At 70.1% G+C, this 21,625-nt stretch carries 19 protein-coding genes; 6 read left to right on the top strand and 13 right to left on the bottom strand.

What is annotated here, in order from left to right; genetic code table 11:
* Positions 1–91: 91 nt before the first annotated feature.
* The 4 genes from ACEN2M_RS12040 to ACEN2M_RS12025 all read right to left on the bottom strand — a co-directional run bounded on the left by ACEN2M_RS12040 (position 92) and on the right by ACEN2M_RS12025 (position 4,243).
* Complete coding sequence (locus tag ACEN2M_RS12040) at positions 92–1,276, bottom strand: FAD-dependent oxidoreductase (protein WP_441648369.1); 1,185 nt, start codon at positions 1,274–1,276, stop codon at positions 92–94.
* Between the two features lie 3 nt (positions 1,277–1,279).
* Positions 1,280–2,083, bottom strand: a complete 804-nt coding sequence (locus tag ACEN2M_RS12035; protein WP_441648368.1) for a class I SAM-dependent methyltransferase — start codon at positions 2,081–2,083, stop codon at positions 1,280–1,282.
* 4 nt (positions 2,084–2,087) lie between these two features.
* Positions 2,088–3,341: a type III polyketide synthase gene (locus ACEN2M_RS12030; protein ID WP_441648367.1), complete on the bottom strand. Its 1,254-nt coding sequence runs from the start codon at positions 3,339–3,341 to the stop codon at positions 2,088–2,090.
* 65 nt (positions 3,342–3,406) lie between these two features.
* Complete coding sequence (locus ACEN2M_RS12025) at positions 3,407–4,243, bottom strand: phosphatase PAP2 family protein (protein ID WP_441648366.1); 837 nt, start codon at positions 4,241–4,243, stop codon at positions 3,407–3,409.
* 125 nt (positions 4,244–4,368) lie between these two features.
* Here ACEN2M_RS12025 and ACEN2M_RS12020 point away from each other — a divergent pair, with 125 nt between their 5' ends.
* From ACEN2M_RS12020 to ACEN2M_RS12010, 3 genes are all read left to right on the top strand, one after another.
* On the top strand, positions 4,369–4,596 hold the full coding sequence (locus ACEN2M_RS12020) for a hypothetical protein (RefSeq protein WP_441648365.1): 228 nt from the start codon (positions 4,369–4,371) through the stop codon (positions 4,594–4,596).
* Between the two features lie 215 nt (positions 4,597–4,811).
* Complete coding sequence (locus tag ACEN2M_RS12015) at positions 4,812–5,255, top strand: Hsp20/alpha crystallin family protein (protein WP_441648364.1); 444 nt, start codon at positions 4,812–4,814, stop codon at positions 5,253–5,255.
* 162 nt (positions 5,256–5,417) lie between these two features.
* Complete coding sequence (locus ACEN2M_RS12010; protein ID WP_441648363.1) at positions 5,418–6,356, top strand: phosphodiesterase; 939 nt, start codon at positions 5,418–5,420, stop codon at positions 6,354–6,356.
* On the opposite strand, the gene ACEN2M_RS12005 is transcribed toward ACEN2M_RS12010, so the two are convergent.
* Positions 6,286–8,103: a stealth family protein gene (locus ACEN2M_RS12005; protein ID WP_441648362.1), complete on the bottom strand. Its 1,818-nt coding sequence runs from the start codon at positions 8,101–8,103 to the stop codon at positions 6,286–6,288. The genes ACEN2M_RS12010 and ACEN2M_RS12005 overlap by 71 nt on opposite strands.
* Before the next feature lie 419 nt (positions 8,104–8,522).
* On the bottom strand, positions 8,523–10,448 hold the full coding sequence (locus tag ACEN2M_RS12000) for a thioredoxin domain-containing protein (protein WP_441648361.1): 1,926 nt from the start codon (positions 10,446–10,448) through the stop codon (positions 8,523–8,525).
* A 123-nt stretch (positions 10,449–10,571) separates the two neighbouring features.
* Here ACEN2M_RS12000 and ACEN2M_RS11995 point away from each other — a divergent pair, with 123 nt between their 5' ends.
* On the top strand, positions 10,572–10,832 hold the full coding sequence (locus ACEN2M_RS11995; RefSeq protein ID WP_441648360.1) for a PLDc N-terminal domain-containing protein: 261 nt from the start codon (positions 10,572–10,574) through the stop codon (positions 10,830–10,832).
* Positions 10,833–10,894: 62 nt separating this feature from the next.
* Positions 10,895–11,674, top strand: a complete 780-nt coding sequence (locus tag ACEN2M_RS11990) for a hypothetical protein (RefSeq protein ID WP_441648359.1) — start codon at positions 10,895–10,897, stop codon at positions 11,672–11,674.
* A gap of 562 nt (positions 11,675–12,236) precedes the next feature.
* On the opposite strand, the gene pnuC is transcribed toward ACEN2M_RS11990, so the two are convergent.
* The 7 genes from pnuC to ACEN2M_RS11955 all read right to left on the bottom strand — a co-directional run bounded on the left by pnuC (position 12,237) and on the right by ACEN2M_RS11955 (position 17,496).
* Positions 12,237–12,902 carry a nicotinamide riboside transporter PnuC gene (pnuC, locus tag ACEN2M_RS11985; protein ID WP_441648358.1) on the bottom strand — a complete coding sequence of 222 codons (666 nt, stop codon included), beginning with the start codon at positions 12,900–12,902 and terminating at the stop codon, positions 12,237–12,239.
* Between the two features lie 103 nt (positions 12,903–13,005).
* Positions 13,006–13,587 (bottom strand): FMN reductase, encoded by a 582-nt coding sequence (msuE, locus tag ACEN2M_RS11980; RefSeq protein ID WP_441648357.1) that lies wholly within the window; start codon positions 13,585–13,587, stop codon positions 13,006–13,008.
* Between the two features lie 212 nt (positions 13,588–13,799).
* The gene (locus tag ACEN2M_RS11975; protein ID WP_441648356.1) at positions 13,800–14,633 is read right to left on the bottom strand and encodes an aldo/keto reductase; all 834 of its coding nucleotides are present in this window, start codon (positions 14,631–14,633) and stop codon (positions 13,800–13,802) included.
* A gap of 148 nt (positions 14,634–14,781) precedes the next feature.
* Complete coding sequence (locus ACEN2M_RS11970) at positions 14,782–15,609, bottom strand: ABC transporter permease (protein ID WP_441648355.1); 828 nt, start codon at positions 15,607–15,609, stop codon at positions 14,782–14,784.
* On the bottom strand, positions 15,606–16,553 hold the full coding sequence (locus tag ACEN2M_RS11965; RefSeq protein WP_441648354.1) for an ABC transporter ATP-binding protein: 948 nt from the start codon (positions 16,551–16,553) through the stop codon (positions 15,606–15,608). Before ACEN2M_RS11965 ends, ACEN2M_RS11970 begins: the two co-directional genes overlap by 4 nt.
* A complete protein-coding gene (locus ACEN2M_RS11960; protein WP_441648353.1) occupies positions 16,550–16,846 on the bottom strand; it encodes a transcriptional regulator in 297 nt (98 codons plus the stop codon). Before ACEN2M_RS11960 ends, ACEN2M_RS11965 begins: the two co-directional genes overlap by 4 nt.
* A gap of 2 nt (positions 16,847–16,848) precedes the next feature.
* Complete coding sequence (locus ACEN2M_RS11955; protein ID WP_441648352.1) at positions 16,849–17,496, bottom strand: hypothetical protein; 648 nt, start codon at positions 17,494–17,496, stop codon at positions 16,849–16,851.
* An 86-nt stretch (positions 17,497–17,582) separates the two neighbouring features.
* Here ACEN2M_RS11955 and hrpA point away from each other — a divergent pair, with 86 nt between their 5' ends.
* Positions 17,583–21,575 carry an ATP-dependent RNA helicase HrpA gene (gene hrpA, locus ACEN2M_RS11950; RefSeq protein ID WP_441648351.1) on the top strand — a complete coding sequence of 1,331 codons (3,993 nt, stop codon included), beginning with the start codon at positions 17,583–17,585 and terminating at the stop codon, positions 21,573–21,575.
* Positions 21,576–21,625 lie beyond the last annotated feature (50 nt).

The following is a 21,625-nucleotide window of genomic DNA, read 5'->3' as shown; positions in this document are numbered from 1 at the left end:
GAGCCGGCTGCGCCCCGCGAGGCGACCCAGGCGCGGGCGCACCGGGTCTCGACACGCTCGACCATCGAGATGGGCACGACGTGCAGAGAGGCTACAGCCAGCGCATCGTGAAGGCGCGGGCGAGCAGGCCGTTCAGGGGCGGCTGGGCGAGCAGTCGCACGGCCCCGTTGCGCAGCCGCAGCCGCAGCCCACGCGCCGGCCGGCCCATCGCCATGTTGAAACCGGCCTGCCGGGCGGCCATGCGGGCGCTCCGCCGCCGGCGCCGGTCGTAGCCGGCCAGCGTCACGCCGGCCTCGGTCGGCTGGGCGAGCGCGTGGGCGAGCGCCGGCGCCAGCGCCACGGCGTCGAGCCAGCCCAGGTTCATGCCCTGCCCGCCGATCGGGCTGATCTCGTGCGCCGCATCCCCCACCAGCACCATCCGACCTTGTACCATCGTGGACGCCAGTCGCTGCCGCACCGAGAACGAGGCCGGTGCGGCATCCGAGAACGGCAGCAGCACGCCGGTGCGCTCCCGCACCAGCGCCGAGAGGTCATCGATCGAGGCATCCGTCATCAGCGTGGACGTCAGGGCCACCCAGCGACGCCGGCCGTCCGGCAGCGGGAACGACTCGACGACGCCGCCCCGCTCGAAGAACAGCACCGCCTCTGTGCCGTGCTCGCCGGCGTCGGGATAGTCGGCCATCAGGTAGGTGTCACCGCCGCCGAGCGGCCGGGACGCGATGCCCACGGCGTCGCGCAACCGGCCATGGGCGCCGTCGGCCACCACCACGTACCGCGCCGACCCCAGCACCGGAGGCGCGGCGCCACCCTCCGGCCCGGATGCGTCCACGCCCGTTTCGGCGACCAGGCCCAGCTCGGCACTCACGTCCACGTGGCCTCCGCGATCGTGCAGCATGCCCACGCCCACGCCGGAGCGCAACCCGTGCGGTCGCAACCGCCCGAACCGCGCTCGCAGCACGGCTTCGGTCTCGTGCTGGGGCAGGGCCACGACGAACGGGAACAGCCCGGTCGTCTGCGCGAACGACAGCCGGCCGAGCGTGTGTCCGCCGCTCTGCACGCTGCCGGTTTCGATGCGCACGGCGCGCGCGAGCACCTCCTCGGCCACGCCGGCCTGGCGCAGCACCCCCATCGACGGCGGGTGGATGCCGATCGCCCTGGAGAGCATCGACGGCTCGGTGCGCCGCTCGAACACCTCCACGTCCAGACCTCGCTCGGCGAGCAGGCAGGCGAGCAGGATGCCCACGGGCCCGCCGCCCACCACGATCACGTCACGCACGGGTCACCGCTCCTCGGCCGCACGCGCCGACTCGGCCCGCGCCGAGTCCGCCTGCGCAACGTCCGCCGCCTCGGCCCGCGCGGCCACAGGCGGAATCGCCCGCGACCCGGTCGGCGGGGCCTGCCAGCGCAGCATCAGCCGGTACGGCACCTCCCGGCGCACGCTCCAGCCCAGCGGCGCCACCGCCGCCAGTTCCCGCCAGGTGAAGCTGCGCCGAATGGAGGTGAGGCCGTCGGCACGAATGAACGAGCGGCGGAAGAACGGCCAGGTGCCCAGCCCGAACCCGAGGTACGCCAGCGGGGCCCGCTCGATGTCGCCGTGCAGCGCCAGGCCACGGGCGAGCCGTTCGGAGTCGACGAGCAGCGCGCCCAGCTCGGTGCCGCTGAGGTGGTGCAGCACGTGGTTGGAGAGCACGATGTCGAAGCGCTCCCCCGCGGCCACGAGGTCGCTGCTGAGCGCACGGCGAAACTCCAGCCCCGGCAGCGCCGGCCGGCCGCTCGCGTAGTCGTGCGCACGCGCATCCGGGTCGATCGCGGTCACGGTCAGGCGCAGGCCGTCGCGAGCCGCCCAACGAACCAGCGACCTGGCCACGTCGCCGCCCCCGGAACCGATGTCGAGCAGGCTGGTCTCGGCTGTGGCCGAGAGGCGGGGCCGGATGTCGTGCCGGTAGGTGTGCCGCAGCCCGGAGACCACGGCGTTGACGTACCGGAAATTCGCGTAGGTGCGCCGCAGCGTCTCGGCGTCGCAGTCCGGATCGTCCATGATCTCGACCGCGTCGACGGCCCGGTCGCGGAGCTTGCCGAGCACGTCGTCAGCCGCGCCGCACGGTCATCAGACCCGACTCCACGGTCAGGCCCGGCCCGAACGCCATGGCGCAGACCCTGTCACCGTCGGCAGTGGCCGCGCCGTCGAGGATCTCCTTCATCACGAAAAGAATCGTGGCGCTGGACATGTTGCCGTTCGTGCGCAGGACCTCCCGCGACGGCAGCAGCTGCGCCTCGGTGAGGCCGAGTTTGGCCTCGGTTTTGTCGAGGATGCTGCGCCCGCCTGGGTGGATCGCCCAGTGGGCGATCGCGGTGCTCAGCGGCGACGCCGGGGTGGGCATCGTGAGCACCTGGCCGGAGGCAGCGCCGCCATCCTGCGCCTGCTGTTGTTCCTGGGCCTGCTCGGCCAGCGCCCCGGCCTCGGCCACCACCTCCGCCGCGAGCGCCCGGGTGAGCGACTCGTCCCTGCCGAACAAAGGCGCGAGGGCCGACTCGATGTGCTCGTCGATGATGTGCGGCACATACGAGCTCAAGATCATCTCGAAGCCCTCGTCGCCGATCTTCCAGGCCATGTCGCCCTCACCGACGGGGGTGATCACGGTTTCGAAGTGGTCGAGGTCGAGGGCGTTCTCGCCGGCGACCGGCGGGCGGCTGCTCACGATGCCCGCGGCCGCGCCATCCGAGAACAGCGACGACGCCACGATGGTGTCGGGGTCGCTGGAGGTGCGCAGGTGCAGCGAGCACAACTCGGCGCTGACCACGAGGACCACGGCGTTCGGGTCGGCCTGCACGAACTGCTTCGCCGTGCGCAGCGCCGGCATCGACGCGTAACAGCCCATGAAACCGAGGTGGTAGCGCTGGGTGGACGGCGCCAGGCCGAGCTCGCGCACGAGCATGTAGTCGGGGCCGGGCGCGTAGAAGCCTGTGCACGACACCGTCACGACGTGGGTGATGTCGGCGGCGACCACCCCCGGACAGGCGGCCAGCGCGCGGCGGCCGGCCTCCACGAACAGCGTGGTGGCCTGCTCGATGTAGAGCTCATTGCGCACCCGGGTGCCTGGCACGAGCAGCCGCTGGGTGGCGGCGTCGAAGAACTGCGGATCGGCCGCCTCCGAGTCGAGGGTGAGTTCCTCGATCACGGTGTGGCGGGTATCGATGCCCGACAGGTTGAAGGATGCGGTCACCAACCGCTGCGCCAGCCGGCTGAGGCCGGGCTGGGCGGCGAAGATGTCCCTGACCTGCTCCTGCACAAGGACGGTGGGCGGTACAACGGTCTGGAGCGCTCTCAGCGTGACGGCCATGCCCCAGTGTTACACGCACCTGCGCCGGTGCACATCCCCCCGGCAGATTCTGCGGGAGTTGTGCTTTACGGCAGCCGGTCGAACAGGCGGGTGGCGGTGATGGCGAGCCCAAAACCGACCGCGACGATCGCGGTGACCGCGCCGAGATAGGCCACCGGCGCATCCGAGATGCCGAAGGCCCCGGTGGCGCCGATGCCCGCGGCCACGGCGGTGACGACGGCGGCGAGCACGGCGATCCAGGTCTGCAGTTTCAAGCCCACCCTGGCCGGGGTGGGGGTGCGCGCGGCGCGCTGCCGGCCGCCCGACCGGGTGAGCACGGCTCCGGCGACGCAACCCCAGAAGGCCACCACGAGCAGCGCGGCGATCACGTCGCTGGGCCGGTGCCACAGGCTCACCAGCGTCGACACCCCGGCCGCGACGGCGAACGCCGCGCCGATGGTGCCGGCCAGCCAACGCGTGTGCGGGCTCGCGACGAGGAAGACCACCAGCGCGGATGCCGCCGCCACCGTCGTATGCCCGGATGGGAATGAGTTGGGGATGTAGCCGTCCACGCCGAGTTCGGGGCGGGTGAGGATCACGTTCTTGAGCAGCTGGGTGGTGACCACGGCGGCCATCGCGGCGGCCACGGCGACCACGAGCGGGAACCAGGCGCGCCGCACCGCGGCGATGACGAGACTCACCACAGCGCCGACGGCGACCATCACGGAGGGGATCAGGTCGAGCAGTCGGTGCGTGAGGGAGGCGCCGGTCGTGCCGTCTTCGGCACCGTTGAAGGCCAATTGGTCGATGGCCTGTCCGGTGACGTCCCGGATGAAGAAAATGTAGAGCACCGCGAACGCGGCGGCGCAGAGCAGCGCGGCGCCGATATAGCGGGTGGGGGTGAGGCGGGAGATCGAGTGCACTCTCTACTGTCCCACGGGAGCATGGGTGAACCGTGAAAGCAAGGTGCACAACAGGTGTGCGCCCGCGGCTCGGAGACGCTCGAATCCAGCCTTGACATGGGGCCTCTGCGGCGTAGCGTCAGAATATGTTCAGCAGGAAGACCCGCAGGGAACGCACCGATCGACCGGCGAAGGCCGACCGTGGCTGGGGCCGTTCCCTCGACCGGGGCGGGTTCCCGGGCCTCGAGGGCGACTTCGAGTCCGAGCGTCGGCGTGCCGCGGCGGCCGACCACGACCGGATCGAACCGTACGAGCACGGCGAGGGCGAGATCCCTGTGCTGCCGGCCACGGCGCCCGGTCTCACCCACCCCTGAGGCGTCGGCACGACGAGCAGGACTTGAGCGCATCCGGCGCTGACAGGCGGCAGGCCCCGACGTCGCTGAGTCTTCGCTGAGCGCGAGCGGTCACGGCTTGCCACCGCCGTCGAGCCGGATCAAAATGTTAATAGTTGAGTCGGTCAGGCTCAACTTTGACACCCGGGCCGATCCGGTCGGCCGGTGCCGCCGCAATCGATGAAAAGGAGTTGAACATGGCCATGAACTACGATCCCTTCCGCGAACTGGACCGGTTCGCCGGCGCCTTGATGGATGTGCGTGGGCCCCGCGTGATGCCGATGGATCTCTACCGTTCGGGAGACGTGTACGTGTTGAACGCGGACATGCCGGGCATCGATCCCGGGTCTGTCGACATCGATGTGGACGGCCAGCTGCTCACCATCCGGGGTGAGCGCACCTTGGCCAACCACGACAACGTGAAGTGGCTCACCCGCGAACGCACGGCGGGTTCCTTCCTCCGCCAGCTGAACCTCGGCCAGGGCATCGACCTCGACAACATCAGCGCCACCTACGCCAACGGGGTGCTCTCGGTGACCATCCCGGTGAGTGAGGCCGCCAAGCCCCGCAAGATCGAGGTGAGCACCGAGAAGCAGGAGCCGCTGACGGTGCGCGAAGGAGAGAAGCACCTGGAGCAGTAGCGCGACAGGCCGCAAAGGACAGGATCCTGAGGTTTTATCCCTCGGGTCCTGTCTTTTTGCGTGTTGTACACGCTAAGTTCATACTTCTCTGATCGACTGGTTTTGTAGCATCCGCAGCGTAATCCCCGTAAAGTGCCTAAGTACCAAACGAATGGAAGCTCCGTGAGCATTCGAACGGCCGAATACCCTAGGCCGGATTATTTTCTTCTCCACCTCAGCGACACCCACTTGCTCGCAGACGGCAATCGCCTCTACGGCAGCGTGGACAGCGCCGCACACGTGCAACGATTGTTCGCCGATGTGGAGGCGTCCGGCGGCAGACCCGATGCCATCATCATCACCGGCGACCTGGCCGACAAGGGTGAACCGCACGCCTACGCGCAACTGCGCGACATCGTCGAACCCGCGGCCGCCCGCCTGGGCGCGAAGGTGCTCTGGGTCATGGGCAACCACGACAACCGGGCGAACTTCCGCACCGAGTTGCTCGGCCAGGAGCCCAGCCTGGCGCCGATCGACCACGTCGACTACGTCGGCGGGTTGCGCATCATCACTTTGGACACCACGGTGCCCGGCAGTCATTACGGCGAGATCACCGAGCCGCAGCTGGAGTGGCTCGGCGAGCAGCTGAGTTTCCCCGCGCCGGACGGCACCATCCTCGCCATGCACCACCCGCCGGTGCCCAGCATGCTCGACCTGTCGGTGGCGGTGGAGCTGCGCGACCAGGCCAGCCTGGCGCAGGTGCTCCGCGGCACGGATGTGCGCAGCATCCTCGCCGGGCACCTGCACTACTCATCGACCGCCACGTTCGCCGGCATCCCGGTGTCTGTCGCGTCGGCCACCTGCTACACCCAGGATCTCAACGTGCCCGTCGGCGGCACCCGCGGCCGTGACGGCGCGCGGGCGTTCAACCTCGTGCACGTGTACGCCGACACCGTGCTGCACTCGGTGGTGCCGCTGGGCGAGTTCGAGCCGCTGGACTACATCGACGCCGCAGAAAGCGCCCGTCGCCTGGCCGCCTCCGGCATCGAGATCATGCCTGCGGGAAGTCTGCCCGCATACCGCGAGCCGCCAATGACCAGGCCGATCCCGGTTCTGCGCTGACGTCGCCGTTGCCCAGGCCGAGGGCACTCTCGATGAGGGTGTCCTCGCCGTGCTGGCTTTCGGCGATAACGCTCTCGCGTTCCCACGGGGCCACGATCGGGAAGTAACGCTCGAGGAAGTCGGTGACGGCTTCGGTGCGCACCTCGTCGCTGATCTCGGGGAAGCTGCCGTCGTTCAGGCAGAACATGTCCTGATCGCGGCGCTTGAGTAGCTTGTTCATCTGGCGCAGGGCCAGCTTGAGCGTCGTCTCCACATAGAGCGAGCGGGCCTGGGTCTGCTCCACGGCCCGTCCGGTGGCCAGGGCGTAGTAGTGGTACAGCGAGTTGGTGACCGAGATGTCGGTCGCCGAACGGAACCGGCTCTTCATGGTGCGGGTGAAGTCCTCCGGGAACTCCGCCTCCATCTCCTGCATGACGCTCTTGCGCAGCGGCGCGGCCGTGTGCTCGAGGTGCCGGGTGGTGACCTTGCCGAACCTCTCGCGCAGCAGCGCCCGGTTCACCCGCGCCGCGTTCTCGAAACCGCTGCGGGTGGGGTCGTTCTCGCCCAGGCCGATGCGGGTGGGCGCCTCGATGAACTTGGTGATGCCGCCGGGCGAGAAGAACAGTTCCGGACCGATCGGACGGCCGAAGAACATGTCGTCGTTGGAGTAGAGGAAGTGCTCGGCGAGCCCGGGGATGTGGTGCAGCTGGCTTTCCACGGCGTGCGAGTTGTGGGTGGGCAGCCCGCTGGTGTCGGGAAAGAAGTCTTCGCTGTTCATGATCGTCACCCGCGGGTGGTCGACCAGCCATTCGGGGGCGGGTGAATCGGTGGCGATGAAGATGCGGCGCACCCATGGGGCGAACATGTAGACGCTGCGCAGCGCGTACTTGAGCTCGTCGATCTGCCGGAACCGGGCTTCCGAGTCGTCGCCCTCGCCGACCACGTAAGACGTCATGCGCGCCGCGCGGGCCTTCTGGAAGTCGGCGGAGGAACCGTCGACCCAGGAGAAGACCAGGTCGATGTCGAAGCTGATGTCGCTGACCAGGTCGTCGAACATGTTCTGCAGGGTGCGCCAGGTGCGACCGAACAGGTCGACGGTGGTCTCGCGGGCCTCGGACCGGGGCAGGCGCTTGCGCATCAGGACGTTCTCGACGGGTGCCACGATCTCGTCTTCGCCGAACCGCCACAGTTCGAGCTGGAACGCGGTCTCGGCACCGTAGCGGAGCCGGCCGATGGGTTCGATGCGCGGCTGGTAGACCCTGAAGACGTCGGAGGTGGCGAGAGCGGCCAGGGCGCCGTCGGCGAGCAGGGCCGGGCGGGCGGGGTCGCCGTCGAGGGGTTTGAGATAGAAGGGCGTGTTGCCGAACGCTTCGGCCAGCACCCGGCTGATCTTCTTGCGACGCTTGCGGTTGACGGCGATGACCGGGCGGTTGTGGTCGCCGCGCACCAGCAGGTAGTCGATGCCGGCGGAGTCGAGGGCGTCCGCGAGGGCGAGCAGGTCGCTGACCCGGGACTCGTGCGGGGTGAAGTGGCCGTTGATCAGGGCGATCTCGCCCTTTCGCACCACCACGTCTTCGCGGTCGAAACGGCGGGTGCGGTCGTCGAGGGAGAGCAGCACCAGTTCGGGTTCACTGCTCAGCGAGAGAACCGGCAAGGAGCCGGTGTCCGGCGCGGGTTCGTCGACCTGGCTCGGCGTCGACTCGGAGAAACCACTGCCGGCAGCCGTGCGGGAGTGTCGGGTGGAATCGGTGCGGTCAAAGCGTGCCATGGTCCTCCTTGGAGAAAATTACGTGGAGTGGTAACGGATGCAGGGCTGGCTGCGGGTGCTGAGCGGCTGTACGGGCAATGCAGAGGGTGTGAACTCCGCAGGGCGGGCATCGATGCGCCAGGCCCCGGAGTATGCGCCCGGGTCTCCCGGGCATCCACGCACCGGTCCAGACCGGGCAAGGGCCCGCTGGGAACAGTGACGTTGGTCTAGTGTACGTCGCCGCGGGGGCGGGCTCGTGACCTGCGGGGGTTCGGGCGGGTGTGGTGCCGCTGTGGCGCCCGCGCCCGGCGCCCCAACTGTTCCCGCTCCGGACAATGGCACCCGGTGTGCCGGGTGCAATTGTCCGCACGGGCACCAGTTGCCGGCGCGAGTCGGCGGGCGGGCGGGCGGGTCAGGTGCGGGCGGCGGATGCGGGCGGGTCAGGTGAGGGCGGCGGCATCCGTGGTGGGCAGGCGACAGACGAAGTCGCGGCAGAGGTAGGCGGTGGGGCGGCCGTCGCGGGTGCTGCGGTCGGCGAACAGTTCGAATCCGGCCTCGGCGAAGGCGGCGCACTGGTGCTCGGTGACCACGGCGACCAAGCCCTGGCGGCGCCGCGCCGCATCCACGAGGGCGGTGCCCGCACCCGGGCCAGTAGCACCGGGCCCGGACCGAGTGCCGGCGGCACCGGTGCCGGCGGTACCCTCGTCGGCGTGCGCAGCGGCGGAGGGCTCGGCGTCGGGGGCCGGGGTCACCACGACGAGCTGTTCGATGGGGGCCGTCAGCGTGCTGACCAGCCGCAGGGCGGCGCCGAAGGCGAGCGGGTTGGTGCCGCCGGAGCCGACCAGTCGCAGCATCGCCGCCGTGGCTGCGTCGCGGTAGCGGCCATCCCCGGTGAGCAGATGCAGCCGCCAGGCCGCCGCCGCGATGGCCGAAAGCCCCGACGGGTAGGCCCCTTCCGACGGGTCGGTCGCGAGGTCGAGGCCCTGCGATGTGAGCACCGGGTCGGCGCCTTCCGGCGCGGTGAATCCCTTCCCGGCTCCGGCCAGGCAGCCTTCCACGAGTTCCCCGGCCGCCACGGCGTAGCGCACCTCGCCGGTCGCCGTGGCGAGCTCGAGCAGGCCGCCGGCGAACATGCCGTAGTCCTCCAGGGTGGCGACCGCCGGCGAGAGCCGCCCGTCGATGGAGGCTCGCACCAGGGCGCCATCGGCGCGGCGGTGCAGCTCGAGCAGCCGGTCCGCGGCGCAGCGGGCCAGGTGCAGAGCGGTGTCGTCGGCGAAGGCGTGCCCGGTCAGGGCCAGGGCGCCGATCGCCAGGCCGTTCCAGCCGGTGAGCATCTTGGCGTCCAGGGCCGGCGGGGCCTGCTCGCGCCGGGCGTCTTCGTCGAGGGCGTAGTAGCCGCCCTCCACCCGCGTGCCATTGACTGTGCTCTCGGAGTCCTGGGCGCTGGCGAAGCCGCCGTCGGGCAGCTGGAGCACCGCGCCGAGAAAACCCACCAGTCCCTCGGCCACGATCCGGGCCCAGCGTTCGCCGGTGAGCATCCAGGCCCGGGTGTACAGCTCGAGCAGCTGCGCGTTGTCGTAGAGCATCCGCTCGTAGTGCGGGTCGCTCCAGTCCCGGTTGACGGCATAGCGGAAGAAGCCGCCCTCGACGGGGTCGCGAAGCGGCGACGCGCCCATGCGCTTGAGGGTACGGAGCGCCAGGTCGCGCCCGTCCGCCCGGTCAAGCAGCAGGCCCAGGGTCGGCGCCGCCGGAAACTTCGGGGCGCCGCCGAACCCGCCGAAGACGGGGTCTTCAGCGGTGGCCAGCCTGGCCACGATGTCGGCGAGCCGGGCCTGATCGGGCAGCTCCCCCGCCGTAGCGGCCGGCGCCGGCTGGGCGAGCGCCTCGGCCAGGCCCGCCGCGCTGTCTTCCACGGCGTCGCGACGGGTGGTCCAGGCATCCGTCACGGCGGCGAGCACCTCACGAAACGCCGGGTGCCCGGGCAGCGGCGCTGGCGGCGAGTAGGTGCCGGCATAGAACGGCCGGCCCGCCGGGGTGACGAACACGTTCAACGGCCAGCCGAGGTTTTGGGTGAACGCGCCGGCCGCGGCGAGGTAGCTGGCGTCGACGTCGGGATGCTCCTCCCGGTCGACCTTGATGCTCACGAAACGCTCGTTGAGGTACGCCGCCAGCACCGGGTCGCTGAAGCTCTCCCGGGCCATCACGTGGCACCAGTGGCAGGTGGCGTAGCCGATCGACACCAGCACGGGCACGTCCCGGCGGCGGGCCTCGGCGAACGCATCCTCACCCCAGGGCCGCCAGTCGACCGGGTTCTCGGCGTGCGAGCGCAGATAGGGGCTGATGGCGTCGGCGAGGCGATTCGTCATGCATCCATTGTTGCGCGACCCAGGGCGCGCCGTCTGCTGGGGCCGGCCGGGCCACCCGGGCCGCCGATGGGGGCTTGCCGCCCGGGAACGTGGCTGTGAGACTGGATGCAGGAAAGGGGCACGATGGACGTGTGGTCACTGCTGTTGGGGGTCGTCACCCTGGCCCTCGTCGCGATCGCCATCATCGTGGTCTTCGGCTCGCTGTTCCGCACCGCGATGTCCGGCACCGAACGGGCGATCTGGGTGCTGATCATCCTGATGTTCCCCCTGTTGGGTACCTTGATCTGGTTGTCCTGGGGCCAGGATTCCTTTCGCCGCAGGCTCGGGCAATCGCCTGTGGCGCTCGGCCGCACCCCCGCGCCCGCCGAACCGTCTCGGCACTGACCGGGCCGACTCCCCGCCCCGTCCATGAGCGCTCACCGCCGTCCCGTGATCGTCTGCGTCGCATGAGCGGACGCACGATGACCCCGGCCGAGGCGGCGGCGCTCCTCGAGGTCGCCGTGGATGCCGAACTGGAGCAGGTGGAGCGGGCGTTCAGGTTTCAGGCCCAGCGCTCGCATCCCGACCTGTTGACCGCCGCAAGCCCGGCCGAGCTGGCCGCGGCGGCCGCCCGGTTCGACAGGTTCACCCAGGCGCGGGCCGTGCTGCGTGAGGCCGAGGCCGAGCGGATGCGCCGCGAACGCCCGCCGGGCACCGGGAGTCCCGACACGGCCGCAGGCCCCGGCACGACCGCGGGCCCCGGTGCCGCCTCAGGTCCCGGTGCCGCCTCGGGTCCCGGTGCCGCCTCCGGCTCCGGCTCCGGCCAGGGCCCTGACGGGGCGTGGACCGGCTCCGGCCCGGCCCCGCGCCGCACCGGGCCCCCGCCGAACTGGGCGGCCGACGAGCCGTACGAGCCGGCGGAACCGGCGGGCCCCTGGCTGTTCTGGGTGTGGACGGGCCTCTACGTGCTCGCCGCGGTGATCTCCTACATCGGCGGGCCGCTGCCCCAGTCCGCACCCGACCTGTGGCTGCGGCTGGTGCCGCTCGGGCTCGCATCCGTCGCCTTCGCCCGCACCGGGCGCACCGGATATCTGGCGGTCGTGCTCGCGCTGGGCGCCGCCACCGCCGTGCTCACCGTGCTGTTCGCCTCATTCGGGCCGCTCGTCTCGATGCAGCTGCTCATCGCCCCGGTGCTGGGGCTGGTTGCCCTCGGCCGGCCCAAGCAGCTGCGGCACCGGACCGGTTAGCCTCCACCGGCGCCCGAGCACCCGCGCCCGATCGCCCCCGCCCGCCCCCACTCGGGTTCGCACCAGCTCGCGAAAGCGGGGATGTGGTCACCTCCGCCGAACCAGGCAGCCACACGACCGCTCTCGCGCAACAACCAGCTCGCGAAACAACCACCTCGCGAAACGACCACCTCGCGACCAGACCCTCTCGCGAAAGCGGGGTTGTGGTCACCTCCGCCGAACCAGGCAGCCACACGACCGCTTTCGCGCAATATCCAGCTCGCGAAACAACCACCTCGCGAAACGACCACCTCGCGACCAGACCCTCTCGCGAAAGCGGGGTTGTGGTCATCTCCGCCGAACCACGCAGCCACACGACCGCTTTCGCGAAACGACCACCTCGCGAAAGCGGGGTTGTGGTCACCTCCGCCGAACCAGGCAGCCACACGACCGCTCTCGCGAAACAACCATCTCGCGCAGCATCCACATCGCGACCAGACCAGCTCGCGAAAGCGGGGTTGTGGTCATCTCCGCCGAACCAGGCAGCCACACGACCGCTCTCGCGGATGGTGACGGGCGCCGGTCAGACCAGCGCACGCTCCACGAGAGCCCGGCGGCGTTGCACCCGGGCCCAGATCACGAAGCCGGTGATGGTGAACGCGCCATAGAAGAGGTACAGCACCGCGGAGGCGTAGTAGCCGGCGCTGATCAGCAGGGGCACACCGACGATGTCCACCGCCACCCAGATCAGCCAGAACTCGGTCCAGCCGCGCGCCATGCCGTAGGTGGCCAGCAGCGAGCCGGTGAAGATCCAGGCATCGGCCCAGACCGGTTCGAACGAGCCCAGCGCCCGGAAGATCGGGGTGAGCACCAGCGTGCCGGCGACCAGGCCCACGCCCAGGCCGATGCGCGCCCGGGTGCCGGCCCAGTGCGGGGCCACGGCCACGGTTCCGGCCGAGCGACTGCGCGACCACTGCACCCAGCCGTAGACCGACACGACGATGAACATGACCTGGCGGCCGGCCTGACCGAGCAGGTTGACCGGGTTGGGCGTGCCGAAGACGGCACCCAAAAACACCGTGAAGAGCAGCGCATTGCCGATGATGCCGACCGGCCAGGCCCAGATCTTGCGGCGCATGCCGCCCACGGCGCTCGCGATGCCGAAGACGTTGCCGATGATCTCGCGCCAGAGGATCGTCTGGTCGCCGATCTGCAGCTGGGCGTCGAATAGCCAGTCGATCAGGGACACAAGGATGCTTCTCTCTACGGATGGATCACATCCGTGCACGTCCCAATGTAAGGCTTGCGGGCGCAGGACTATTCCGCGAGCCGCCCGCGCGGGCGGGGCCGGGTTACCAGACGATGGCGGCGGAGTCGGCCGAGAGGTTGGCCGGCAGGCTGGCCCGCACCAGCGGCAGCCCGCGGCGGATGGCCTGGTCGATGCGATCGCGCAGCTCGGGGTTGGTCACCCTGTAGTCGGTGAAGTCGGAGTCCTTGGCGTAGACCCCCAGCGGCAGCGTGAGCGCCTGGAAGAAACTGAACAGGGGCCGGAACTGGTGCTCGAGGATCAGCGCATGGCGGTCGCTGCCACCGGTTGCGGCGAGCAGCACCGGCTTGTCCACGAGCGAGTACTGCTCCACGAAGTCGAACACGTGCTTGAACAGGCCGGTGAACGAGGCACGGTACACCGGCGACGCCACGATGAGCAGGTCGGCGCCCTCGATGCGCTGCAGGTCCGCCTCGGCCGCCGCGGAGAGTTCGTCCCGGCGCAGCGCCCCGCTGAACTCGCGGCCCACCTGGCTGAGCTCGATCAGGTGCACATCGATCGACAGTTCGCCCTCGAGCACGGTGAGGATCTCCCGCACCAGCGCTGTGGTCTTCGAGGGTGCGTGCAGGCTGCCGGAGACGGCGACGACGTTCAGGGTGTACGACATGCTCCGACGCTAAATGCCCCCGCCGGTTGCCGCCACCCGCGCCGACACACGGCGTAAGACGGCGGATGCGTCGCGGGCGGCCGCATCCGCTGCCACGACCTGCCGGGATCAGCCCCAGGAAGGGCGCGAGGCCGCGAGAGGACAGAAAAGGCCAGTGCTGACGCTCCAGACTGGCCCTATCTGTCCTCTCGGCGTGGGTCGAGCCGGCGGGGCTAGTTGACCTCGTTGGGGTGCGCGCTGACGCGGCCGCCGCGCTCGAGCGCCGAGATGGTGGCCAGCTCGGTGTTGCTCAGCTCGAAGTCGAAGACGTCGAAGTTCTCGATCATGCGCTCGCGGCGGTTGGACTTGGGGAAGACGATGTTGCCGGTCTGCAGGTGCCAGCGGATGATCACCTGCGCGGCCGACTTGCCGTGCGCCTCGGCCGCGGTGGTGACCACGCCCTCCTCGAGCAGCGGGTACTTGCCCTGGCCGAGCGGGCCCCAGGCCTCGATGTGGATGCCGTGCTCGCGCGCGAACGAGGTGATCTCGGCCTGCTGGTAGGCGGGGTGCAGTTCGATCTGGTTGACCGCCGGCACGGTGTCGGTCTCGGTGAGGAGGCGCTCCAGGTGCGGCACCAGAAAGTTCGAGACGCCGATGGAGCGGGCGCGACCGGACTCGCGGATCGTCTCGAGGGTGCGCCAGCTCTCCACGAACTTGTCGTTCGCGGGCGCCGGCCAGTGGATGAGGTACAGGTCGACGTAATCCAGGCCGAGCTTTTCCAGGCTCTCGTCGAACGCGTCGAGCGCGGTCTGCGTGCCCTGCTTGTCGTTCCAGAGCTTGGTGGTCACGAACAGGTCGGATCGGTCGATGCCCGAGGCGGCCAGCGCCGTGCCGACACCCTCCTCGTTGCCGTAGACGGCGGCGGTGTCGATGTGCCGGTAGCCCACCTCGAGCGCGTCGGTGACGATGCGGGTGGTCTCGGTCGGGTCGACCTTGAAGACCCCGAAACCGAGCTGCGGGATGGTGTGGCCGTCGTTCAGGGTGATGGTCGGTACGGAATTCGTCATCCGTTGAGCCTAGAGAACGCGCGGATGCCGCGCACGTCACGCGTGCCGAGAGCGTAATCCGCGGCCTCCCCGGGGCTGACTGTTCCCGTAGCGGACAATTGGTCCCGGTGCGCCGGGACCAATTGTCCGCACGGGGACCAGTTGCGACTCACCGGTAGCGGCGGCCCTCGTCGCGGCGGAAGAGCAGCAGGGCCAGGGCGAAGGTCGCCGCGGACCAGACCAGGATGCCGATCCACACCCACGGCTCCAGCTCGCCGCCCTGCACAGCCCAGATCACGAACTCCCGGGCCTGCCGGGACGGCAGGAACTTCGACAGGGTGTCGAGCCAGTCGGCGAAGAGGTACGGCGGCAGGAACAGCCCGCCCGCGAACGCCAGGCCGAACATCACGATCTGCACGACCGCGATCGCGGCCTTGGACGACATCGAGTAGCCGATCGAGATGCCGATGAACATGAACGGCAGCGCCGAGATGCCCAGCGCGATCAGCCCGGTCAGCACCCGCGGCAGCGACACATCTGCGGCGGTGAACAGTGCGCCGATCACCACCACCGGCAGGATCGAGGCGAGCCCCATCAGCCCGGTGGAGAACACCTGGCCGAGCACTCGGGCCACGCCGGGCGCGGGCAGGGTGCGCAGGTACGGGTCCCAGGGCTGTTCGCGGTTGGCCGAGATGGTGAGGCCGAAGCTGAACAGCGAGTTCGACATCAGCGCGAATACGCTCAGCGCGATCACGGCCTGGGTGGCGAACTCCGGGTTGTCGGCCACGGTGCGCTGTGGCACCACGAAGAACAGCAGCGACAGGCCGGGGAACACCAGCGACCCGATCAACGCGGCCGGGATGCGGAACGTCTCGACCAGGTTGATCCGGGCGTGCAGCAGGGTGAGGGCCAGGATGCCCGTCGGGCCGCCGAGCACGGGGCGCCGGCTCGGAGCTCCCGGAGCGGTGCCGGCCGGGGTGGGGGTGAGGGTGCTCATCGGTGCATCTCCTTCTGGGCGGGCTGGGTCGACGCTGTCGGGGCGGATGCGGCGGGCGGCGCATCCGTGGCTCCGGTGAGGGTGAGAAACGCCTCTTCGAGGGTGGCGCCGCGAACGGTGAGGTCCGAGAACGGGATGCCGGAGCGCACCAGCTCAACAATCAACCGGTCGCTGTCGCTGGCGTAGAAGGTGGTCGTGCCGTCGTCGCCGGCCTCGCGGGCCACGACACCGGGCAGGCCGCTCACCCGGTCGGGGTGCTCAGTGACCAGGCGCACCTGCCGCACTGAGACCTGGTTGATCACGGCGGCGACGGTGTCGTCGGCGATCACCCGGCCGGCGGCCATCACCACGACACGTTCGGCGAGCGCCTCGATCTCCTCGAGGTAATGGCTGGTCACCACCACGGTGGCGCCGGCCTCGTGCTGGCGGCGCACGGCGTCCCAGAGGGTGCGGCGGGCATCCACGTCGAGCCCGGTGGTCGGTTCGTCGAGCAGCACCAGGCTGGGCTGGCCCACGAACGCCAGCGCCACGCTGAGCCGGCGCTTCTGGCCGCCGGAGAGGGCGCCGGTCTGCCGCTTGAGCAGCTCCCCCAGACCGAACTCGTCGGCCACGGCCGCGGTCGTCAGCGGGTTCTCGAAGTGCCGGCCGACGAAGTCGATGACCTCCCCCACCCGCAGGGTCGGCGGCAACGCGGTCTCCTGCGGGGTGCAGCCGAGTCTCTGCCGGGTGCGGTAGTCGCCGGGCGAGCCGCCGAACAGGGAGACGGTGCCGGAACTCGGCCGGCGCAACCCTTGCAGCATGGTGAGAACGGTGGACTTGCCGGCGCCGTTGGGGCCGAGCAGGCCGAGGATGCTGCCGGAGTGGATGTCGAGGGTGACGTCGTCGACGGCGAGCACCTCACCGAATCGGCGGGTGACGGAGTCGAGCCGGGCGAGAACGGTCATGCGGATTCTCCCAACAGTGCACGGAGGGCTTCCAGGTAGTCCTCGAAGGCGCGCCGGCCCGACCGGGACAGCGCGAGGTACGTGGCCGGGGTGCGGCCCTGGTGCGACTTCACGACGTCGACATAGCCGGCGTCTTCGAGCTTGCGCAGGTGCGTGGACAGGTTGCCGGCGGTCATGCCGAGCAGTTCCTGGAGCCGGGGGAAGGCGATCTGGTCACCCACCGCCAGTGTGGCCAGGGTAGCGGTGATCTTGAGCCGGGCGGAGGCGTGGATCACCGGGTCGAGTTCGTCCATGGTTATCGCCCCTGCCGGCGCCGCACCATCAGGGCGGCAGCGGCAATGAGGAACGCCCCGCCGACGCCGAGGGCGAGCACGAGATCGTTGCCGGGCGACCCGGCAAAGGCGGAGGCGGCGCCGACCGCGAGCAGCACCAGGCCGAGCACGAGCTGGGAGATGTCGCGCCAGAGGGCGGCGCCGCCGAGGTAGATGGTGCCGCACATCAGTGCGTACGCGGCCGGGAAGTACAGGTTCGCGAGCTCCGGTGACAGGCCCTGGCTGATCAGGCCGGTGCCGAGCACCGCGAACGCGGTGCCGCAGGCCGTCCAGGAGAGCCCGTAGACGGCGCCGGAGAACACCGAGGCGCCGCGCACGCCACGGTTGATGCGCACACCGAGCACCGCCGACGCCACGATCGACGCGACGAGCATCACGATGAACACCGGGGTGGCCACATAGCCGGGGACAGTGAACCACGGGTTGCCGTCGGTGTCGCCGGACCAGAGGGCGAGGAAGCCGATGAACCAGGTGACGCCCCAGATGAGGTACATCCAGATCACCGGGGTCTGTTGGGCGTTCAGCACCTGACGCTGCTGGCCCTCCAGCAGCGCGAGCGTGGCCCGGGGGTCGCCCAGCGGTTCGTCGGCATCCATCGTGTTGTTGTCCATGTGTACTTTGTAACACAAAGTACTTTGCGCCACAACGGTGTGCGCCGAAGTAGTGCGACCCCTGGAGGCAATAACATGGAGGGCTAATGATTCCCGTCAAGATCACCTTCCCGCCCGAGTTGCCGATCAGCCAGCGCCGCGACGACATCGCGCGCGCCATCCGCGACAACCAGGTCGTGATCGTCGCGGGATCCACCGGGTCAGGCAAGACCACCCAGCTGCCCAAGATCTGCCTGGAGCTGGGCCGGGAGTCGATCGGACACACCCAGCCGCGCCGGCTGGCCGCCCGCACCATCGCCGAGCGCATCGCCGAGGAACTGGGCCAGGAGGTCGGCGAACTCGTCGGCTACCAGGTGCGCTTCACCGATCGCGTCGGCGCAGACACCCGCATCAAGCTGATGACCGACGGCATCCTGCTCAACGAGATCCACCGCGACCGGATGCTGCGCAAATACGACACCATCATCATCGACGAGGCGCACGAACGCAGCCTCAATATCGACTTCCTGCTCGGCTACCTGCAGCAGCTGCTCCCCCAGCGGCCCGAGCTCAAGCTGATCATCACCAGCGCCACCATCGACCCGGCCAGCTTCGCCCAGCACTTCGCGGCCGCCGATGGCACCCCGGCGCCCATCATCGAGGTCTCCGGCCGCACCTACCCCGTCGAGATCCGCTACCGGCCGCTCGTGGCCGAGGCCGCGATCGACGACGACGACGAGCTCTCGGATGCCGCGCCCAGCGTAGACCGCGACTACATCGAGGGCATCTCCGCCGCGCTCGACGAGCTCGAGCAGGAGTCCAACGGCGACGTGCTGGTGTTCCTCTCCGGCGAGACCGAGATCCGCGACGCGGCCGACGCCCTGCAGGGCAAATTCTCCGGCGGTGGCAATACCAGCCCCACCGAGGTGCTGCCGCTCTACGGCCGGCTCTCCTCCGCCGACCAGCACAAGGTGTTCCAGCCCTCCACCGTGCCGGGGGTGCGCCGCCGCATCGTGCTGGCCACCAACGTGGCCGAGACCAGCCTCACCGTGCCGGGCATCCGCTACGTCATCGACGCCGGCACCGCCCGGATCAGCCGGTACAGCGTGCGCTCCAAGGTGCAGCGACTGCCGATCGAGGCGATCGCGCAGGCATCCGCCAACCAGCGCTCGGGCCGCTCCGGCCGCACCAGCGACGGCATCGCCATCCGCCTCTACAGCGAAGAAGACTTCACCCGCCGGCCCGAGTACACCGAGCCGGAGATCCTGCGCACCAACCTCGCCGCGGTCATCCTGCAGATGATCTCGCTGGGCCTCGGCGACATCGCCCAGTTCCCGTTCCTCACCCCGCCGGACTCCCGCAACATCAAGGACGGCCTCGACCTGCTCACCGAGCTCGGCGCCGTCAAGGCCGTCGCGCCGCCCACCGGCACGCCCAGCGAAGACCCGAGCCAGGCCGGTGGTGGCCGCTCCGGCCGTGACGGCGGGCGCGGGCGCGGCGGGCGCGGCGGGCGCGAGAGTGGCGCACGTGGCGGCGGGCGGATGGCCGTGACGGCCGGCACGCACAGCCTCACCCGGGTGGGCCAGCAGCTTGCCCAGCTGCCCATCGACCCCCGGTTCGGCCGCATGGTCATCGAGTCCAAGGTGCAGGGCACCAGCCGTGAGGTGATGGCGATCGTGGCCGGACTCACCATCCAGGATGTGCGCGAACGGCCGCTCGAGCGCCGCGGCTCCGCCGACGAGAAGCACGCCCGGTTCGCTGACCCCACCAGCGACTTCCTCTCGCTGCTGAACCTCTGGAACTACCTGGAGACCCAGCAGAAGGAGCTCGGCTCCAGCGCGTTCCGGCGGCTGTGCAAGAACGAGTACCTCAACTACCTGCGGGTGCGCGAGTGGCAGGACGTCTACAAGCAGCTCCGCCAGCTGGCCAAGCCGCTCGGCCTGCACATCGGCGAGGCGGCCGTGAACCCCGACGGCATCCACCGCTCGATGCTCTCCGGCCTGCTCTCGCACATCGGCCTGAAAGACGTGGCCAAGAAGGACTACATCGGCGCGAGGCAGCAGCGCTTCGTGCTGTTCCCCGGCTCCGCGCTGGCCAAGAAGCAGCCCAACGCCGTGATGAGCGCCGAACTGGTGGAGACCAGCCGTCTGTTCGCCCGCATGAACGCCGTCGTCGACCCGGCCTGGGCCGAGCAGCTGGCCGGCGACCTCTGCAAGCGGTCGTACTCCGAGCCGCACTGGGAGAAGAAGCAGGGCGCCGTGGTCGCCTACGAGCGGGTCACCCTCTACGGGGTGCCGATCGTGCCGCGCCGCCGGGTGCAGTTCTCCAGGGTCGACCCGGCCTACGCCCGCGAGCTGTTCATCCGGCACGCCCTCGTCGACGGCGAGTGGGACCTCGACAGGGTCGACCAGCGCGTCACCGCGTTCGACCGCGCCAACACGGCGCTTCGCAAGGAACTCGCCGAGCTCGAGGAACGCACCCGGCGCCGCGACATCCTCTTCGACGACGAGGCCGTGTTCGAGTTCTACCACCGGCGCATCCCCGCCGAGGTGCACAGCACCCGCACCTTCGAGACCTGGTGGCGCGTCGCCCGCGCCCAGACGCCTGACCTGCTCACCATGACCGCCGAGGCGCTCGTGCCCGAGGATGCGCCGGAGATCGACGAGGCGCTCTTCCCGCCGTCCTGGCAGCAGCGCGACCAGCGCTTCGCCCTGAGCTACCGGTTCGAGCCCGGCGAGGAGGGCGACGGCGTGGCCGTGCAGATCCCCCTCGCGCTGCTGGCCCGGGTCTCCCCCACCGGCTTCGACTGGCAGGTGCCGGGCCTCCGCGCCGATCTGGTCACCTCGCTGATCAAGTCGCTGCCCAAGGCCATCCGCCGCAACGTCGTGCCCGCCGCCGACTGGGCGGTGCGCCTGCTCGCCGAGCTTCCCCCGGCCCCCGGCGTGGTGGCTCCCACGAGCGGTGCCCCCATCGGTGCCGGGGCGGAACCGGCCGACCCCTCGTTCGCCGAAACCCTCGCCGCCCTCATCCAGCGCCTCACCTACGTGCCCGTCACCGTGCGCGACTTCGACCTCTCGCGAGTCCCCGCGCACCTCCGCATGACCTTCCGGGTCGTCGACGAGCGCGGCAAGAGCGTCGCCTCGGGCAAGGACCTCGGTGAGCTGCAGCGGCGCCTGGGCAACAAGGTGCGCGAGTCCGTCGCCAAGGCCTCCGCCGCCACCCCGAAGAACGCCATCGAACGCTCCGGCCTCACCACCTGGGACTTCATCGAGCTGCCCCGGTTCATCGACACCAAGCAGGGTGACAACACCATCCGCGGCTACCCGACGCTGATCGACGACGGCGCGTCGGTGAGCATCCGCATGATGAGCACCGCCGAGGAGCAGGCCCGCACCCTGCCCGGCGGAGTGCGCCGGTTGTTGCTGCTCGCCACAGCGTCACCGGTGGCGTACGTGCAGCAGCACCTCAAGGGCGGCGAGAAGCTCTCCCTGGCCACGAGCCCGTACCGCTCCACCCAGGCCCTGTTCGACGACTGCCTCGCGGCCGCCGTCGACGACGTGCTCTACCGGGTGCGGCCCGACGGCCAGGTGTTCATGAAGGCCGAGTTCGACACCATCCGCGACCGGGTCTCCGGCGTGGTGATGGACTCGATGTTCGAGACCGTCGGCCTCGTCGCCCGGGTGCTCACCGCCTCCCGAGCCGCCGACAAGGCGCTCAAGGCCTCCACCAGCATGGCCCTGCTTGCCGCACTCACGGATGCCCGGGAGCAGCTGAACGGGCTGGTCTACCCCGGTTTCGTCAGCGCCACCGGGCTCGCCCAGCTGCGGCACGTGCCGCGCTACCTCGGCGGCATCAGCACGCGCATCGAGAAGCTCAACGACAACCCCAACCGCGACCGGGTCTGGATGAACGAGGTGCAGTCGGCCATGGCCCGCTTTAGTGACGCGGGCGGGCGTATCCCACTGCCGGCGGATGCGGCACCGAACCTGGTGCGCGCCCGCTGGATGATCGAGGAGCTGCGCATCAGCCTCTTCGCCCAGGAGCTGCGCGCCGCCGAGTCGGTCTCCCTGCAGCGCATCCAGAAGGTGCTCGCCTCCTAGATTCGTCGCGCGAGATCTCGGCAAGCTCGATCAACGAGATGCCCCCACGC

The organism is Cryobacterium sp. W22_MBD10_FK3 (genome assembly GCF_052113745.1).
GTDB lineage: Bacteria > Actinomycetota > Actinomycetes > Actinomycetales > Microbacteriaceae > Cryobacterium.
The sequence above is the reverse complement of the archived record's forward strand: the minus strand, read 5'-3'. Positions and strand labels throughout refer to the sequence as shown.

Bases quoted from the DNA above. Each gene is read 5' to 3' on its own strand.
- msuE (WP_441648357.1), bottom strand. From the start codon at position 13,587: ATGTCGTACACCCTGAACGTCGTCGCCGTCTCCGGCAGCCTGCACGCA.
- ACEN2M_RS12005 (WP_441648362.1), bottom strand. From the start codon at position 8,103: ATGGCACGCTTTGACCGCACCGATTCCACCCGACACTCCCGCACGGCT.
- ACEN2M_RS11995 (WP_441648360.1), top strand. From the start codon at position 10,572: ATGGACGTGTGGTCACTGCTGTTGGGGGTCGTCACCCTGGCCCTCGTC.
- ACEN2M_RS11965 (WP_441648354.1), bottom strand. From the start codon at position 16,553: ATGACCGTTCTCGCCCGGCTCGACTCCGTCACCCGCCGATTCGGTGAG.
- ACEN2M_RS12030 (WP_441648367.1), bottom strand. From the start codon at position 3,341: ATGGCCGTCACGCTGAGAGCGCTCCAGACCGTTGTACCGCCCACCGTC.
- ACEN2M_RS11975 (WP_441648356.1), bottom strand. From the start codon at position 14,633: ATGACGAATTCCGTACCGACCATCACCCTGAACGACGGCCACACCATC.
- ACEN2M_RS11970 (WP_441648355.1), bottom strand. From the start codon at position 15,609: ATGAGCACCCTCACCCCCACCCCGGCCGGCACCGCTCCGGGAGCTCCG.
- ACEN2M_RS12000 (WP_441648361.1), bottom strand. From the start codon at position 10,448: ATGACGAATCGCCTCGCCGACGCCATCAGCCCCTATCTGCGCTCGCAC.
- ACEN2M_RS11955 (WP_441648352.1), bottom strand. From the start codon at position 17,496: ATGGACAACAACACGATGGATGCCGACGAACCGCTGGGCGACCCCCGG.
- ACEN2M_RS12015 (WP_441648364.1), top strand. From the start codon at position 4,812: ATGGCCATGAACTACGATCCCTTCCGCGAACTGGACCGGTTCGCCGGC.
- ACEN2M_RS11990 (WP_441648359.1), top strand. From the start codon at position 10,895: ATGAGCGGACGCACGATGACCCCGGCCGAGGCGGCGGCGCTCCTCGAG.
- ACEN2M_RS12020 (WP_441648365.1), top strand. From the start codon at position 4,369: ATGTTCAGCAGGAAGACCCGCAGGGAACGCACCGATCGACCGGCGAAG.
- ACEN2M_RS11960 (WP_441648353.1), bottom strand. From the start codon at position 16,846: ATGGACGAACTCGACCCGGTGATCCACGCCTCCGCCCGGCTCAAGATC.
- hrpA (WP_441648351.1), top strand. From the start codon at position 17,583: ATGATTCCCGTCAAGATCACCTTCCCGCCCGAGTTGCCGATCAGCCAG.